Here is a 16359-nt window from a genome sequence, read left to right on the forward strand (position 1 = left end):
ATTTGCGCTAAAGGTAATTGGGATAAAATAAAGTATCTTCCCTTGTTTCATCATATTTTTTATGATAAGATAATGAGCATAATGTATAGTTAAAACCTAAGGAGGATACCATGGGAGAAGAAACAACAGTTTCCAAAAATTTTATTGAACAGGAAATAGATAAAGATCTTGCAGAAGGAGTGTACAGTGAAGTATGTACAAGATTCCCACCGGAACCAAACGGATATCTGCATATCGGACATGCAAAGTCTATTCTTTTGAACTCAGGACTTGCAAAGAAGTATAATGGAACATTTCATCTGAGATTTGACGATACGAATCCGATGAAAGAAGATATGGAATTCGTAGAGTCTATTAAAGAAGATGTAAAATGGTTAGGCGCTGACTGGGGAGATCATCTCTATTTTGCATCTAACTATTTTGATCAGATGTATGAGTGTGCCGTAAAACTGATTAAGAAGGGAAAAGCATTTGTCTGTGATCTGACGGCAGAAGAGATGCGTGAATACCGTGGAACGCTGACAGAGCCTGGAAAGAACAGTCCGTACCGTGACCGTTCGGTAGAAGAAAACTTAAGACTTTTCGAAGAGATGAAAGACGGCAAGTATCAGGACGGAGAGAAAGTCTTACGTGCAAAGATCGATATGGCATCGCCGAATATTAACATGCGTGATCCGATCATCTACCGTGTGGCTCATATGACACACCATAACACCGGAGATAAATGGTGCATCTATCCAATGTATGATTTTGCTCATCCAATCGAAGATGCGATCGAACATATCACACATTCTATCTGTACGCTGGAATTTGAAGACCACAGACCATTATATGACTGGGTTGTGAAAGAATGTGAATTTGATCCGGCACCGAGACAGATTGAATTTTCAAAGCTGTATCTGACAAATGTCGTTACAGGTAAGAGATACATTAAGAAACTGGTTATGGATGGTATCGTAGACGGATGGGATGATCCGCGACTGGTATCAATAGCAGCCCTCAGAAGAAGAGGATTCACACCGGAATCTATCAAGATGTTTGTTGAGATGTGTGGAGTATCCAAGAGCCAGAGCTCTGTAGACTATGCAATGCTTGAGTACTGTATCCGTGAGGATCTGAAGATGAAGAAGCCTCGTATGATGGCAGTTCTTGATCCGATCAAACTGGTAATTGATAACTATCCGGAGGAAGAAGTTGAGTATCTGGATGTAGAGAATAACCTGGAGAATCCGGAACTTGGTATGAGAAAAGTGCCATTTGGTCGTGAGCTTTATATTGAGCGTAATGATTTTATGATCGAGCCGCCGAAGAAGTATTTCCGTCTTTTCCCTGGCAATGAAGTACGTCTGATGCATGCATATTTTGTAAAATGTGTAAGTTACGAGACGGATGCCGAAGGAAATGTAACGGTTGTTCACTGTACTTATGATCCGGAGACAAAATGTGGAACAGGATTTACCGGACGTAAAGTGAAGGGAACAATCCACTGGGTAAGTGCTCCACAGGCAAAGAAAGCAGAAGTAAGATTATATGAGAATCTGATCGATGAAGAGAAGGGTGTATATAATAAAGAAGACGGTTCCCTGAATCTGAATCCGAATTCACTGCAGATTTTAAAGGAGTGCTATGTAGAAGACAGCTTTAACGAAGCAGGTCCGTGCGACAGCTTCCAGTTTGTAAGAAACGGATATTTCTGTATCGATTCGAAAGATTCTACACCGGAGAATCTGGTATTTAACCGTATCGTATCGCTGAAGAGTTCATTTAAGCTGCCTAAAAAATAAGAAATAATGAACAGTAGAATACATTAATAAAGATACTGTGATTAAGATGGAAAAATAAAATGAATGAATTAACGATAAATCTAGACAGTCGTTCGAAGAAGCCGCTGTATGAGCAGATTTATGATTATATCAAGTCTGATATCCAGAACGGGAGGATTCCTTACGGGGAAAAACTCCCGTCTACCAGGGCTTTGGCAAAGCATCTGGAAGTCAGCCGCAGTACGGTTGAACTGGCATATGAACAATTATTATCAGAAGGATATATTGAATCTGCCCCATACCGCGGTTTTTTCGTGGCTCAGATTGATGAATTATATCAACTGAAAAAAGAAGAAAAGAAGTCCGAACGGAAAATAGAAAAGAAAAAAGTGTATCAATATGATTTCACGCCGAATGGAGTTGATCTGAACAGCTTTCCGTATAATGTGTGGCGAAAACTGTCAAAAGATATCCTGATGGATGACAGGACAGAATTATTCCGTACAGGGGATCCGCAGGGCGAATATGGTTTCCGGAGTGCTATCAGTAATTATCTGTATCAGGCGCGGGGAGTGGACTGTACACCGGATCAGGTTCTGATCGGCGCGGGGAGTGATTATATTCTGATGTTGCTTGGTATGATCCTCGGAACAGAACATATGATCGCATTTGAAGATCCGACTTATAAACAGGCATACAGAGTGATCCATACACTTGGGTATGAGACGGTTCCTGTGGCGATGGACAGACATGGTATGAAAATACAGGATCTTGAAAGTACGGGAGCTGATATTGCTTATGTAACGCCATCCCATCAGTATCCGACCGGGATTGTTATGCCGATAGGAAGAAGAATGGAGCTTTTGAAATGGGCATATGAAAAAGACGGAAGATATATTATAGAGGATGATTATGACAGTGAATTCCGCTATAAAGGGAAACCGATTCCGGCATTACAGGGATATGATGCGGAAGATAAAGTCATTTACCTTGGAACATTCTCCAAATCCATCGCACCCGCAATACGTCTGAGTTATATGGTATTGCCAAAAGATATTCTGAAAGCATATCGGAAGAAGGGAAGCTTTGTGAATTCTACGGTATCAAAAGTGGATCAGACGATCGTGCAGCACTTTATTGAAGAAGGATATTATGAACGCCATCTGAATAAGACCAGGGCGTTATATAAAAACAGGCATGATGTGTTGATCGAAGCTTTGAAACCACTGGGAGATATCTGTGAGATATCGGGGGAACATGCAGGGGTTCATATCCTGTTAACATTTAAAAACGGACAAAAAGAAAGAAATCTGATCGAGAAGGCGAAAAAAGCAGATATCCGGGTATATGGGCTTTCTGATTACCGGATTCGCAAAGATGAAAAGGAAAAAGCAACCATCCTTCTGGGATATGCGAATATGAGAGAAGAAGATATCAAAGAAGCTGTGGCAATTCTGAATCAATGCTGGAGAAAATAGAAAGTGTTTCCAACATTTTAGAAAGAAAAAAGAGCGGTATATAATATCAAACGGGGAGAATAAAAAGATTACCCTGTTGATATCATATACTGCTCTTTTATACTTGTGTATGCAAAAAGACTATTGGATACAGAAATGTCTTCTGCAGTAAAGGTAATAAATACCGATTAATCCTCGTCATCTCCGTCGTCTTCGTCAGTGTCTTCGGAAGTATCCGGAGTGTCCTTAGCATCAGCATCTTCGGAAGTATCTTCTGTGTTGTCCGCAGAGGTATCTTCTGTACTGTCATCTGCTGCATTGTCCTCTTCGGTAGTTGTTTTGGCTGCATTCAGATCGACATATCCACGGTCAACCGGTTGGAGGTCATTATCCAGATCGAAGTCTTCGTCTTCAAAATCATCGTTGAAATCATCGTCCTCATTTTTCTTTGACTTCTTTAAATAATAAACCAGACCTGCTGCGGCACTGCCGATTGCTGCAAGACCTAATAATTTTTTGCTCCATTTTGCCATGATAATCTGACTCCTTTCCGTTCTTTTCCTTATCATAGCACATATTATATGCTTTTTTCCATTAAATTAAAATAAATTATTGCAAGTTGAGAAGAAAATAAAAATATGATACACTGTATCATATCCTGGCTGTATCAGTACCTGAAGGGAGCCTGGGACGGAAAAACCCGGTGAGAATTGTATGGTCCTGGATAAAGGAGAGAAAAAGTATGAAAGAACAAAGCAAAAAGACGGTGGCAAAGAAGAAATTTTTTAAAATGGTGTTCAGCCGTGCCGGGATTTTTGTCATATTGATTCTGATACAGTTACTGGTATTCTTAGGAATTCCATACTATCTGAAAGAGTATGCAACCTTTATATACAGTGCGATGAGCGTGATGGAAATCGTTGTTCTTGTATATATCATTAATACAGAAGGGAACCCGGCATTTAAAATGACCTGGATGCTGTGTGTGATGGCACTTCCGGTTATAGGAACGGTATTTTATATCTATGTACATCTGCAGCTGGAGACGAGATTTGTACAGAACAGACTTGCGGCACTTCGTATGGAGACAGAACCTTATATGGATCAGGATGAGAAGGTTACAGAGGCACTCTGGGCAAGCAAATCGGCAAATGCACAGCTGTCTTATTATCTGTCACATCAACTTGGATTTCCGACCTACCGCAATACGGAAGTCGAATATTTCCCGGTGGGAGAGGATAAATTTGCTTCTATGATTAAAGAGCTGGAAAAAGCAGAGAAGTTCATTTTCATGGAATATTTCATTGTAGAGGAAGGAATTATGTGGGATACAATCCTGGAGATCCTGAAACGGAAAGTGAACGAAGGTGTAGAAGTCAGGTTCATGTATGATGGAATGTGTGCATTTGATCTGCTGCCGTACAGTTACCCTAAGAAACTTCAGAAATTCGGGATCAAGTGCAAAATGTCCAATAAGATCCGGCCTTTTGTGTCTACAATCCAGAATAACCGCGATCATAGAAAAATCTGTGTGATCGATGGGCAGACAGGGTATGTAGGTGGTGTGAATCTGGCTGATGAATATATCAATGAAAAAGAACGATTCGGTCACTGGAAAGATACAGCTGTTCTGTTAAGAGGAGATGCGGTCCAGAGCCTGACAATGATATTCCTGCAGATGTGGGATGTAGATATGCGTGGTGTTGAGCCTTATGGAAAATATCTTACAAAAAAAGCGGAATCACTGAATGACAGACTGGGATACGTGATCCCATATGCGGACAGTCCGTTTGACCATGAGAACGTAGGAGAAGAGGTGTATTTCCATATCCTGAATCATGCGAAGAAGTATGTGCATATCATGACTCCGTATCTGATACTGGATAATGAGATGCTGACAACACTTATACGTGCAGCCAAAAGTGGTATTGAAGTGATCATCATCATGCCGCATATTCCGGATAAATGGTATGCATTCGCGGTAGCAAAGACATATTATAAAGAATTGATTGAAGGCGGAGTGCAGATCTATGAGTATACACCTGGATTTGTACATGCGAAAGTATTTGTATCTGATGATGATACGGCAACAGTAGGCAGTATCAATCTGGATTTCCGGAGTCTCTATCTGCATTTTGAAAACGGAGTATTTATTTATGATAATCCGGAGGTTCAGAAAGTAGAAGAAGACTTCCAGAATACCCTGGCAAAATGTCACAAAGTGACAGTGACCGAGGTGAGAAACAGAGGAGTTCTTATGAAGGTAGCCGGGCAGGTGTTAAGACTGGTTGCGCCTTTAATGTAAAGAATACAGGAAATCATATGTATTTTCTGTAAAAATATTATTGAACCAAGATAAAATGTATAGTATAATGCTTAAGGCGGTTTGATTAGACTCGCTAAAGTAGACTGATAAGTCATGTTAATAACGCAGGAGGAATGGATATGGTTAAAGCAGTAGTCGGTGCCAACTGGGGCGACGAAGGAAAAGGTAAGATTACAGATATGCTGGCTGAGCAGGCAGATATCATCGTAAGATTCCAGGGAGGCGCGAATGCAGGTCATACAATTATCAATGATTATGGAAAATTTGCATTACACACACTTCCATCAGGAGTATTTTACGGTCATACAACCAGTATTATCGGAAATGGTGTAGCACTGGATGTACCGGTGTTATTCAAGGAAGTGCAGTCTATTATCGATCAGGGAGTTCCGATGCCGAAGATTCTGGTATCTGACCGTGCCCAGATGGTAATGTCTTATCATAAGAATTTTGATGCATACGAAGAAGAGAGACTGGGAGGAAAATCTTTCGGTTCTACAAAATCTGGTATTGCACCATTTTATTCAGACAAATATGCAAAGATTGGATTCCAGGTCAGTGAATTATTTGATGATGAACTGTTAAAAGAGAAAGTTGTCCGTGTGGCAGAACAGAAGAATGTATTACTGGAGCACCTTTATCATAAACCATTGATCAATCCTGATGATTTATATAATGAACTTCAAGAATATAAAAAGATGATCGAACCATTCGTATGTGATACATCTCTTTTCCTGAACAATGCAATCAAAGAAGGAAAAGAAGTATTATTAGAAGGTCAGCTTGGATCACTGAAAGATCCGGATCACGGAATCTATCCAATGGTTACTTCATCTTCTACATTAGCAGGATATGGAGCAATCGGAGCAGGAATCCCTCCATATGAGATCAAGAAAATCGTAACTGTATGTAAAGCATACTCAAGCGCAGTAGGAGCAGGAGCGTTCGTAAGCGAGATCTTCGGTGATGAAGCAGATGAATTAAGACGCCGTGGTGGTGACGGTGGAGAATTCGGAGCAACAACAGGACGTCCGAGAAGAATGGGATGGTTTGACTGTGTAGCTTCTAAGTATGGATGCAGAATGCAGGGAACCACAGATGTTGCATTTACAGTATTAGATGTACTTGGATACCTGGACGAGATCCCGGTATGTGTAGGATACGATATCGATGGAGAAGTAACAACAGACTTCCCGACCACACATCTGTTAGAGAAGGCAAAACCGGTTCTTAAGAAACTTCCGGGATGGAAGAGTGATATCCGTGGAATTAAGAAATACGAAGACCTTCCGGAAAACTGCAGAAACTACATTGAGTTTGTAGAAGAGCAGATTGGATACCCAATTACAATGGTATCGAATGGTCCGGAAAGACATGATATCATTTACAGAGAGTCAAAATTTTCCAAATAAGATAAAATATTTCGAATCATGAGATGAAAAACAGGGATAAAGCAGGCCATGTGTCTTTTGAAGACAGGAGAGCTGCTCTATCTCTGTTTTTTAATACCAAAGTATGAAAGAGAAGTTGCCGGTGGCAAGTTCTGTAGATTGTTATGTTTTCCTTAAGAAATTTCTTATGCTTTATTCAGATTTTTTCCATAATGTTGACACATTCTATGCATATAATGAAACCATCGTAAATATAATAATAACGTCGGTGTAATCAGACACCAGAGACGTAAGAGGGGATAAAAATAATCAAGATGGAGGTATGCACTATGAATACGAGAGACTGGACAAAAGAGGAAGCAGAAGTGATTTCAATGGAAGAATACCTTGCTAAGAGAAAGAAAATCAGAGAAGATGAAAGAAAACATAAGAAAAAAGGATCAGACGATCGCGAAGAAAGTCTGATGCCCTTTGAGTTTTATATGGTATCATCGCTTGCCTGGTCATGAGACTGTGACAACTTAGATACATCATCCGAGCTGTGGCTGTGAAAGCTGTCAGCTGAATCATCAGATGGAGTATTATGCCGGGTAAGCTTGAATACCAGCATATAACCATAGAGAAGTACCGGAAGCACAATCGTACATGCAATAGAGGCCCAGAGAAGGTCGATGGAATGCGGACTCCCGATCAGGGCAAATATTAATGTACTGAGATACATACCAAATAATAAAATGGCGGCAGCAAGTGCCAGAATACGTTTTGCATTTTTCATAATAATCATCCTTTACAATGAATCAAGACTTTAGTATATTATATAGAGAGCAGTGAAAAATTGCAAATGAATATCGTACAAAGGAGTATAGAAATATGAGTACATTATATCAGCAGTGGCAGAACATCGCTTATGACGAAACTGCAGACAGAAGTCAGTTAGAAAAATTCTGGGGAACTTATTTCCAGATTGAGAAAGAAATTTATGAAAAGCTTCTTTCTAATCCGGATGAAGTTGTAAAAGGAACAGTAAAAGAATTGGCTGAGAAATTCGGACAGGAAGTTCTGACAATGATCGGTTTCCTGGATGGTATCAATGAAAGTCTTCTGATCGAGATCGATCTTGATACAGTAGAAGAAGATACAGTAGTAAGTCTTGCATTTGACAAGGAAAGACTGTATAAGAATATGGTAGCGGCAAAAGCTGACTGGTTGTATGAACTTCCACAGTGGAAAGAGATTTTCTCAGAAGAAGAACTGAAGAAATTCTACAAAGAACAGAAGGAATCTACAACAATCCGCAAACCTAAAAAGATCGGAAGAAATGATCCATGCCCGTGCGGATCAGGAAAAAAATATAAAAAATGCTGTGGCAGATAATATTTCTGGTTACAGGTATCCTGAGTCTCATTTATTACAGTGCGGTCTGTATCGCACTGAAAAAATGGGACTCTACTTTTTCCAGATTCTGGCTGGCGACCGGAATAGTGGGAATTGCAGGGAGTGCGCTGATCCGTTTATATGGAATGCCGTGTATCGTAGAAGCAATGATTGGTATTTCGGTATGTTTTCTTCTGATCGCAGAGATAAAGATCATAAAAGGAATGCACAGAAACCCTTTGGGAAAAAGAAAAGAACACTTTGAAGAAGACACAAAAACAGGATCCGCTACAAGATGGATCATTGTACTGGGAGCGCAGGTAAGAGGCCGGAAGATTACCGATTCACTGAAACGAAGACTGGACTGCGCGTCAGAGTATCTGAAAGAGCATCCGGAAGTACATGTGATCGTCTCCGGAGGACAGGGAAAAGATGAAGAAGTAACAGAAGCGTATGCAATGGCACGTTATCTGGAGTGTGAAGGGCTTGACCGCAGGCGTATTGTGCAGGAGGATGTGTCGGTAAACACACTGGAAAATCTGAAGTTTTCCAGAAACCTTATTGCAGATGTAGATACACCGGTAGGAATTGTCTCAAATAATTTCCATGTATATCGAGGGTGTGTATATGCAAAACGTGCAGGATTTAAGGAGCCGTTTCCGATACCGGCAAGCTGCCATCCATTATTATTCCCAAATTATTTTGTGCGGGAATGTTTTGCGGTCTGGAAGCTGTGGCTGAAAAAATATTGACAAAGCAAAATGCCGTGTTATAATGAAAATGTATGAGAAAACACGTTGAAGAGAAGAGTAGGCTGGGAAAGAAATGCCAGAGAGAGAAGCCACGGGCTGAAAGCTTCTTATTTTGGAACCTTCTGAAAACTACCTCTGAGTGGCTGCAAAACAGTCCGGTGATTCCGTTATCGTCATAATTAAGAGGTTCTGGCATAAAAGTCTTTGGTGAATAATATAGAGACTGTGAAGTGTCAGTTCAAACAGGGTGGAACCGCGAGATAACTCGTCCCTTACAGTGATTATCTGTAAGGGGCTTTTTTTTCGCCACGCGTTCGTAAGGAGTGGCCAGTGGCAGGTCCTGTAGATGCCATGCGTTTAGAAAAAAGCAGCAGATTACGGATGATTGCTGAACGGGCAGGAAAGAAGATACATGCCCGAGGATAGGATATAAAAATAAAAAGAGAGGACATGATAATTATGAAAATTACATTAAAAGATGGATCTTTCAAAGAGTATGAAGGAAGTATGTCAGTACTGGATATTACAAAAGATATCAGCGAAGGTCTGGCAAGAGTGGCGACTTCTGCAAGAGTTAATGGTGAAGTAGTAGATCTCAGACACATTGTAAGCGAAGATTGTGAACTGGAGATTCTTACATTTGATAATGAAGAAGGAAAGGGTGCATTCTGGCATACAACATCTCACATCATGGCACAGGCGATCAAACGTCTGTATCCAGATACAAAGCTTGCAATCGGACCATCAATCGAGAATGGATTCTACTATGATGTAGACCGCGAGACACCATTTGTAGCAGAAGATCTGGAAAAGATTGAAAAAGAGATGAAGAAGATCGTCAAAGAGGCTCTTCCGATCGAAAGATTTACAAAGACAAGAGAAGAAGCAATCGCATATTTCAAAGAAAAAGACGAACCATATAAAGTAGAGTTGATCGAAGATCTCCCGGAAGGAGAAGAGATCAGCTTTTATCAGCAGGGAGAATTTGTTGATTTATGTGCAGGACCACACCTGATGACAACAAAGCCTGTAAAAGCATTCAAGCTTACAAGCCTTGCAGGTGCTTACTGGAGAGGCAGCGAAAAGAACAAGATGCTTACAAGAATCTACGGTATCTCTTATCCGAAGAAAGCACTGTTAGACGAATATCTGACCATGCTTGAAGAAGCAAAAAGACGTGACCACAGAAAACTTGGTAAAGAACTTGGACTTTTCATGATGTGCGAAGAAGGTCCTGGATTCCCGTTCTTCCTTCCAAAGGGAATGGTTCTTAAGAATACACTGCTTGACTACTGGAGAGAACTTCACAAAAAAGCAGGTTATGTAGAAGTATCTACACCAATTATCTTAAGCAGACACCTCTGGGAGACATCCGGACACTGGGATCACTATAAAGAGAATATGTACACAACACAGATCGATGGAGAGGACTTTGCAATTAAGCCAATGAACTGTCCGGGTGGAATGCTTGTATACAAAGCAGAACCGCGTTCATATAAAGATCTTCCGCTTCGTGTCGGAGAACTCGGATTGGTTCACCGTCATGAAAAATCAGGACAGTTACATGGTCTGATGCGTGTACGCTGTTTCACACAGGATGATGCACATATCTTCATGATGCCGGAACAGATCCGTGACGAGATCAAAGGTGTTGTAGCTCTGATCGATGAGGTATATCAGCTGTTTGGATTCAAATATCACGTAGAACTTTCTACACGTCCGGAAGACAGCATGGGAAGTGATGAAGACTGGGAACTTGCAACAGAAGGTCTTCGTGGTGCGCTTAATGACCTTGGTCTTGACTATGTGGTAAATGAAGGAGACGGAGCATTCTACGGACCGAAGATCGACTTCCATCTGACAGACTCTATCGGAAGAACATGGCAGTGCGGAACTATCCAGCTGGATATGCAGCTTCCACAGAGATTCGAACTGGAATACACAGGAGCAGATGGTGAGAAACACCGTCCGATCATGATCCACCGTGTAGCATTTGGATCTATCGAGAGATTTATCGGAATCCTGATCGAGCATTTCGCAGGAGCATTCCCTACATGGCTTGCACCGGTACAGGTTAAGGTACTTCCAATCTCAGATAAACATCTGGAATATGGACAGAAAGTACTGGATACATTGAATGCGGCAGGTATCCGTGCAGAAATCGATACACGTGCAGAGAAGATCGGATATAAGATCCGTGAGGCTCAGATGCAGAAGATTCCTTATATGCTTGTAGTAGGAGCAAAAGAAGAGGAAGAAAATCTGGTATCTGTAAGAAGCAGATTCGCAGGAGACGAAGGACAGAAGAGCCTGGATGAGTTCGTAGCATCTGTTACAGAAGAGATTGCAACAAGAGCAAGACGTGAAGTCGTAAAAGAAGAAAACTAATTTAGTTTTACAAATGTATAAAAAATAAAGAGAACTGGCATAATATATCTTGAAGTTTGAAAGGAGGATATATTATGCCAGATTTAAGATGTACCGTACAGACTTGTACACACAACCAGAATTATTACTGTAATCTTGACAGTATCGTAGTAGGAGGAAATTCTGCAAAAAAAGCAGATGAGACAAGCTGTGACAGTTTTGAAGAGCGAAAAGGTGGAAGCTCCTATTCGAATGCATACTCGGACATGGCGGGAAAAGAAGCATCTGCCAAAAGTGACGTGGATTGTAAGGCAACAGACTGTATGTATAACAAAGAATGTCAGTGTCATGCAGGAAAGATCAGTGTAGAAGGCGGGAATGCCTGTCACTGTCAAGAGACGGAATGCGCGACGTTCAAATGTGGATGTGCGTAATCTTTGGAAGAAAAGATGCGCAAGTCATATGTATACGATCAGTGAATAAAAGGTACAGATAAAGAAAAAAGTGTGAAAAACCGGAATAAAGCTTAAGAATAAGTTTTTACTCCGGTTTTTGTCGTATCAAAGTATGTTGACGTAGATTTACAGTGAGGGTATAATAGCTTTATATGCCAAAACTGGCAGGGAAGAAGAGGATTTCATGAACAAAGAAGAGAATACATACTATAAAAACAGTCCCAAGTTTGGCAGAAAAGGACCGTCCAAATTAAGACAGCAATTTAACCGTGGAATGACCTATTTCCTGGTAATTGTTGCCTGTATTCTGGTTTATTTTGCCATGCTGAGGGTAGAAGCGATTTCAAATACACTGTCAAAGATCCTGTCGATTTTAAAGCCTGTATTGTATGGATGCGGGATTGCGTATCTTCTGAATCCAATCGTGAAGAGCGTAGATGCATATCTGGTGCCAGTGCTGGAAAAGCACATGAAGAAGAAAGAAAAAGCGAAGAAGGTTTCCAGAAGTATAGGAGTGATCGTGGCGCTGGTTGTATTGATTACGGTTGTATCGACATTGATCAATATGCTGATACCGGAACTGATCACAAGTATCCGTAATCTGATATTTACACTGCCGGCGCAGATCAATCAGCTGGTAAAAGAGATCAATAATATACAGTTGGATGATTCGACCGCGACAGCAGTATTGAAAAATGCAATGAACGAAGCTTCGGCAAGTCTTCAGAAGTGGATGCGTACGGATCTGTTGGATAAGGTAAATGAAGTGATGACGCATCTGACGGTTGGTCTGTATACATTGATTATGGAAATGTTCCATGCGGTGATCGGAGTGATCGTATCGGTGTACATTTTATTTGGAAAAGAGACGTTCATTAATCAGAGTAAAAAAGCAGCTTATGCGATTTTTCCTGCAGAACGTGCAAACCTGTTGATTCATATCGCAGTAAAGACGAATGAGATATTCGGTGGATTTATTATTGGAAAGATGATAGATTCGATCATTATCGGAATTTTATGCTTTATTGGTACATCGATCTTAAAGATGCCGTATGCAATGCTTGTCAGTGTAATTGTAGGGGTGACCAATGTGATTCCGTTCTTCGGACCGTATATTGGAGCAATCCCGAGTGCTGTCCTGATTGCGCTGGCAGATCCGATGAAAGGGATATATTTCCTGATATTTATACTGTTGTTACAGCAGTTTGACGGAAATATCCTGGGACCAAAGATCCTTGGCAATTCTACGGGACTGTCTGCATTCTGGGTAATCGTATCAATCCTTCTTGGGGGCGGATTGTTCGGAATTCTTGGTATGTTATTTGGAGTGCCGACGTTTGCGGTTGTCTATTATATTATAAAACTCCTTCTGGATAACCAGCTGGAGAAAAAGAAACTGCCGACAGATTCGGACTGCTATAACGGGGACAGTTATGTAGACAATGACGGTACATATTTTCAAAAAAGAGATGACGGGGCAGAAACAGAAGAACAGAAAATAGAAAAAAATAAAGAAGAAAAAGGGGAATAAGATTATGCCGATCAGAGTGCAGAATGATCTCCCGGTCAAGGAGATCTTAGAGAGTGAAAATATATTTGTAATGGATGAACACCGTGCAACACATCAGGATATCCGTCCGATCAAAATTGGACTTTTGAACCTGATGCCGTTAAAAGAAGAGACAGAACTGCAGATATTACGTTCACTGTCTAATACACCACTTCAGGTAGATGTGACATTTGTTGCAGTAGCTTCACATCAGTCAAAGAATACGTCAAAGAGTCATTTGAACAAATTCTATCAGACGTTTGATGAAATCAAAGACCGGAAATTCGACGGATTCATCATCACCGGGGCACCGGTAGAACAGATGCCGTTCGAAGAAGTGGATTACTGGGACGAACTGACACGCATTATGGACTGGACAAAGACAAATGTCGTATCAACATTGCATCTTTGCTGGGGAGCTCAGGCAGGAATGTATTATCATTATGGAATCGATAAAGTCCAGCTGGATAAGAAGGCGTTCGGTCTGTTCTGGCACAAAGTGCTAAACCGTAAGATTCCATTGGTACGTGGGTTTGATGATGTATTCCTGGCACCACATTCCCGTCACACAGAGACTCCACTGGATAAAGTGCGCGCAGATAAGAGAATCACGATTCTGGCAGAATCGGATGAAGTGGGTCTCTTCCTTGCGATGGCACAGAATGGACGTCAGATATTCGTGATGGGACATCCGGAATATGATCGTGTGACACTGGATGGAGAGTATAAGCGCGATAAGAGCAAGGGACTGCCGATTGAACTTCCGAAGAATTATTATCAGGACGATGATCCGGAGAATGGGCCATTACTTACATGGAGAGCAACAGCTAATAATTTATATACTAATTGGTTAAATTATTACGTGTATCAGGCTACGCCATATGACCTTGAAGGAACACCGGATTTTACTTGGAAATAGGGCGTTTTCAGGGAATTGTGAGTCAGGTTGAAGAAATGAAATGACAGCAGGAAAAGCAGACGGTATTAAATAAGGATTAGCCAGAAAGCAGAAAATACCAAGGCAGGAACCAAGATTAACTTGAAGTTCATTACACAGAGCGTTATAATATCAAAAAAATATTGTAGGCAAAAGACTCCGAGGATGGAATATCCCCGGAGTCTTTTTGCATATAAAGGAATAAGGAGGAAAAGAGGGTATGGAGTTATTGAATGCAATCGTCATAACCGTAAATGGAGTCGTTTGGGGATGGCCAATGATCATTCTGCTGCTTGGTACACATATTTATATGACAGCCAAGACAGGATTTATCCAGCGTTTTACCATTACAAAAGGAATCAGACTGTCTGTGGAAAAAGATACGAAGAAATATATTCATAATCTGGATGCAAAAGATGACACACCGGTACCGGTAGTGAAATGATAAACAAGTAAAAAACTTCTTGACAAAACAACTTTGATACAGTAAAGTATAACCATAACAAAGCAAAACCGTTGAGAAAGAGGAGTAGCTTATACAATGACATCCAAGAGAGCAGCAGGTGGTGTGATTGCTGTATGAAGTTGATAAGTGAATGGACTTTCGAGGGCAGTCTGAAATCAAGAATTTATGAATATATGTAATTCAAGAGAGTATGGCTTGTCGGGAACCGAACCCGTTATCAATCAGGAGTGTATGTTAGTACATGAGAAAGTGGACGATTCGTCAATTTGAGTGGTACCGCGATAATAATAGATTTTATTACCGCCTCAAACCTTTTGGTTTGGGGCGGTTTTCTTTTTATCAAAAAAAGGTATGACAGACGTTATCGATGAAAGATTTTCTCTCCTAGCAGTTACAGAGGGCTGGCAATTGCAATCTGTAGACAACAACAATATTTCATACAGGAAAAGGAGAAAAAAGATTATGAAAAAGAAAATGGTAACAGTATTATTAACAGCAGCAATGGTAACAGCAATGGCAGCAGGATGTGGCAAATCATCCGATTCCGGAAGTGACAAGAAAGAGTCTTATACCATCGGAATTGAGCAGTTTGCAGAGCATGGTTCTCTTGATAACTGCAGAGAAGGTTTCTTAAAAGGTCTGGAGGACGAAGGAATCAAAGAAGGCGACAACCTGACAGTAAAATATAAAAATGCAGCGGCAGATATGGGAACTGCAAAACAGATTTCCGACAGTCTGGTATCTGATAAAGTAGATCTGGTATGTGCGATCGCAACACCAAGTGCACAGAGTGCATACAATGCAGCAATGAAAGCAGATATCCCGGTTATCTACACTGCAGTTACAGATCCTGTAGCAGCAGAACTTGCAGATAAAGATGGAAAGCCAGTAGGAGAAGTAACCGGAACATCTGACAAACTTCCGGTAGAAGAACAGCTTAAGATGATCCGCGAGATGCTTCCGGATGCAAAGAAGATTGGTATCATGTACACAACAAGCGAAGCAAACTCTGTATCAGCAATCGAAGAATATAAGAGTCTGGTTAAGAAATATGATTTCGAACTTGTAGAAAAAGGAATCACAACAACGGCAGATGTATCCCTTGCGGCAGATGATCTGTTAAGCAAAGTAGACTGCATCACCAACCTGACAGACAACACCGTAGTTGCATCTCTTCCGACTATCCTGGATAAGGCAAATGAAAAGAAAATCCCGGTATTCGGAAGTGAAATTGAACAGGTAAAGATCGGATGTCTTGCAGCAGAAGGAATAGATTATATTGCTCTTGGAAAACAGACAGGTAAGATGGCAGCAAAAGTATTAAAAGGCGAAGCAAAGGCTTCTGAACAGAACTTTGAGACGATCACAGAGCCTGGATTCTATGTAAATAACAAAGTAGCAGAGAATCTTGGAATTACGGTTCCGGATGATCTTGCAAATAACGCAGTAGAAAGTTTTGACGAGATTACAGCAGAATAAGCCGGAAAGGGCAAAGTACAAAAAGAGAAACGTCTGAGACAGA

General features: G+C 40.8%; 14 protein-coding genes, 1 pseudogene and 1 other annotated feature. Of the genes and pseudogenes, 13 read left to right on the forward strand and 2 right to left on the reverse strand.

Annotated features, from left to right (window positions below):
• Positions 1-110: 110 nt before the first annotated feature.
• Positions 111-1784 (forward strand): glutamine--tRNA ligase/YqeY domain fusion protein, encoded by a 1674-nt coding sequence (locus NCY30_RS00630; RefSeq protein WP_055215352.1) that lies wholly within the window; start codon positions 111-113, stop codon positions 1782-1784.
• 59 nt (positions 1785-1843) lie between these two features.
• A complete protein-coding gene (gene pdxR / locus NCY30_RS00635) occupies positions 1844-3241 on the forward strand; it encodes a MocR-like pyridoxine biosynthesis transcription factor PdxR (protein ID WP_006427953.1) in 1398 nt (465 codons plus the stop codon).
• Positions 3242-3408: 167 nt separating this feature from the next.
• On the opposite strand, the gene NCY30_RS00640 is transcribed toward pdxR, so the two are convergent.
• Positions 3409-3753, reverse strand: a complete 345-nt coding sequence (locus tag NCY30_RS00640) for a hypothetical protein (protein ID WP_022415994.1) — start codon at positions 3751-3753, stop codon at positions 3409-3411.
• Between the two features lie 209 nt (positions 3754-3962).
• Between NCY30_RS00640 and cls the strand changes: the two genes are divergently transcribed.
• The 3 genes from cls to NCY30_RS00655 all read left to right on the forward strand — a co-directional run bounded on the left by cls (position 3963) and on the right by NCY30_RS00655 (position 7446).
• Positions 3963-5525 carry a cardiolipin synthase gene (cls, locus tag NCY30_RS00645; protein WP_006427951.1) on the forward strand — a complete coding sequence of 521 codons (1563 nt, stop codon included), beginning with the start codon at positions 3963-3965 and terminating at the stop codon, positions 5523-5525.
• Between the two features lie 140 nt (positions 5526-5665).
• Positions 5666-6958, forward strand: coding sequence for an adenylosuccinate synthase (locus tag NCY30_RS00650; RefSeq protein WP_022415995.1), 1293 nt, complete (start codon positions 5666-5668; stop codon positions 6956-6958).
• Positions 6959-7266: 308 nt separating this feature from the next.
• Positions 7267-7446, forward strand: coding sequence for a hypothetical protein (locus NCY30_RS00655; protein ID WP_022415996.1), 180 nt, complete (start codon positions 7267-7269; stop codon positions 7444-7446).
• Here NCY30_RS00655 and NCY30_RS00660 read toward each other — a convergent pair.
• Positions 7416-7712 (reverse strand): hypothetical protein, encoded by a 297-nt coding sequence (locus tag NCY30_RS00660; RefSeq protein WP_022415997.1) that lies wholly within the window; start codon positions 7710-7712, stop codon positions 7416-7418. The two genes, NCY30_RS00655 and NCY30_RS00660, sit on opposite strands and share 31 nt — an antisense overlap.
• A gap of 95 nt (positions 7713-7807) precedes the next feature.
• On the opposite strand from NCY30_RS00660, the gene NCY30_RS00665 reads away from it, so the two are divergent.
• The 8 genes and pseudogenes from NCY30_RS00665 to NCY30_RS00700 all read left to right on the forward strand — a co-directional run bounded on the left by NCY30_RS00665 (position 7808) and on the right by NCY30_RS00700 (position 16316).
• Positions 7808-8311 carry an SEC-C metal-binding domain-containing protein gene (locus tag NCY30_RS00665; protein WP_006427946.1) on the forward strand — a complete coding sequence of 168 codons (504 nt, stop codon included), beginning with the start codon at positions 7808-7810 and terminating at the stop codon, positions 8309-8311.
• Positions 8296-9063: a YdcF family protein gene (locus NCY30_RS00670; protein WP_006427945.1), complete on the forward strand. Its 768-nt coding sequence runs from the start codon at positions 8296-8298 to the stop codon at positions 9061-9063. Before NCY30_RS00665 ends, NCY30_RS00670 begins: the two co-directional genes overlap by 16 nt.
• A gap of 459 nt (positions 9064-9522) precedes the next feature.
• Positions 9523-11451 carry a threonine--tRNA ligase gene (gene thrS, locus NCY30_RS00675; protein WP_055193656.1) on the forward strand — a complete coding sequence of 643 codons (1929 nt, stop codon included), beginning with the start codon at positions 9523-9525 and terminating at the stop codon, positions 11449-11451.
• Between the two features lie 74 nt (positions 11452-11525).
• The gene (locus tag NCY30_RS00680; RefSeq protein WP_055304080.1) at positions 11526-11864 is read left to right on the forward strand and encodes a DUF1540 domain-containing protein; all 339 of its coding nucleotides are present in this window, start codon (positions 11526-11528) and stop codon (positions 11862-11864) included.
• A 205-nt stretch (positions 11865-12069) separates the two neighbouring features.
• Positions 12070-13416 carry an AI-2E family transporter gene (locus NCY30_RS00685; RefSeq protein WP_055193660.1) on the forward strand — a complete coding sequence of 449 codons (1347 nt, stop codon included), beginning with the start codon at positions 12070-12072 and terminating at the stop codon, positions 13414-13416.
• Between the two features lie 4 nt (positions 13417-13420).
• Positions 13421-14353, forward strand: coding sequence for a homoserine O-acetyltransferase MetA (gene metA, locus NCY30_RS00690; protein ID WP_006427941.1), 933 nt, complete (start codon positions 13421-13423; stop codon positions 14351-14353).
• Positions 14354-14591: 238 nt separating this feature from the next.
• A pseudogene (locus tag NCY30_RS00695) lies at positions 14592-14753 on the forward strand (sodium:alanine symporter family protein); the annotation flags it as partial.
• A 125-nt stretch (positions 14754-14878) separates the two neighbouring features.
• Positions 14879-15148 (forward strand) — a binding site (T-box leader).
• Positions 15149-15299: 151 nt separating this feature from the next.
• Entirely contained in the window at positions 15300-16316 is a 1017-nt protein-coding gene (locus NCY30_RS00700; protein WP_022416003.1) for an ABC transporter substrate-binding protein, read from the forward strand.
• Positions 16317-16359: the final 43 nt, after the last annotated feature.

It is taken from the genome of Dorea sp. MB18-49, from assembly GCF_023669465.1.
GTDB classification, from domain to species: domain Bacteria; phylum Bacillota; class Clostridia; order Lachnospirales; family Lachnospiraceae; genus Dorea_A; species Dorea_A longicatena.

Coding starts and splice junctions, on each gene's coding strand:
- NCY30_RS00630 (WP_055215352.1), top strand. CDS start 111: ATGGGAGAAGAAACAACAGTTTCCAAAAATTTTATTGAACAGGAAATA.
- pdxR (WP_006427953.1), top strand. CDS start 1,844: ATGAATGAATTAACGATAAATCTAGACAGTCGTTCGAAGAAGCCGCTG.
- NCY30_RS00640 (WP_022415994.1), bottom strand. CDS start 3,753: ATGGCAAAATGGAGCAAAAAATTATTAGGTCTTGCAGCAATCGGCAGT.
- cls (WP_006427951.1), top strand. CDS start 3,963: ATGAAAGAACAAAGCAAAAAGACGGTGGCAAAGAAGAAATTTTTTAAA.
- NCY30_RS00650 (WP_022415995.1), top strand. CDS start 5,666: ATGGTTAAAGCAGTAGTCGGTGCCAACTGGGGCGACGAAGGAAAAGGT.
- NCY30_RS00655 (WP_022415996.1), top strand. CDS start 7,267: ATGAATACGAGAGACTGGACAAAAGAGGAAGCAGAAGTGATTTCAATG.
- NCY30_RS00660 (WP_022415997.1), bottom strand. CDS start 7,712: ATGAAAAATGCAAAACGTATTCTGGCACTTGCTGCCGCCATTTTATTA.
- NCY30_RS00665 (WP_006427946.1), top strand. CDS start 7,808: ATGAGTACATTATATCAGCAGTGGCAGAACATCGCTTATGACGAAACT.
- NCY30_RS00670 (WP_006427945.1), top strand. CDS start 8,296: ATGCTGTGGCAGATAATATTTCTGGTTACAGGTATCCTGAGTCTCATT.
- thrS (WP_055193656.1), top strand. CDS start 9,523: ATGAAAATTACATTAAAAGATGGATCTTTCAAAGAGTATGAAGGAAGT.
- NCY30_RS00680 (WP_055304080.1), top strand. CDS start 11,526: ATGCCAGATTTAAGATGTACCGTACAGACTTGTACACACAACCAGAAT.
- NCY30_RS00685 (WP_055193660.1), top strand. CDS start 12,070: ATGAACAAAGAAGAGAATACATACTATAAAAACAGTCCCAAGTTTGGC.
- metA (WP_006427941.1), top strand. CDS start 13,421: ATGCCGATCAGAGTGCAGAATGATCTCCCGGTCAAGGAGATCTTAGAG.
- NCY30_RS00700 (WP_022416003.1), top strand. CDS start 15,300: ATGAAAAAGAAAATGGTAACAGTATTATTAACAGCAGCAATGGTAACA.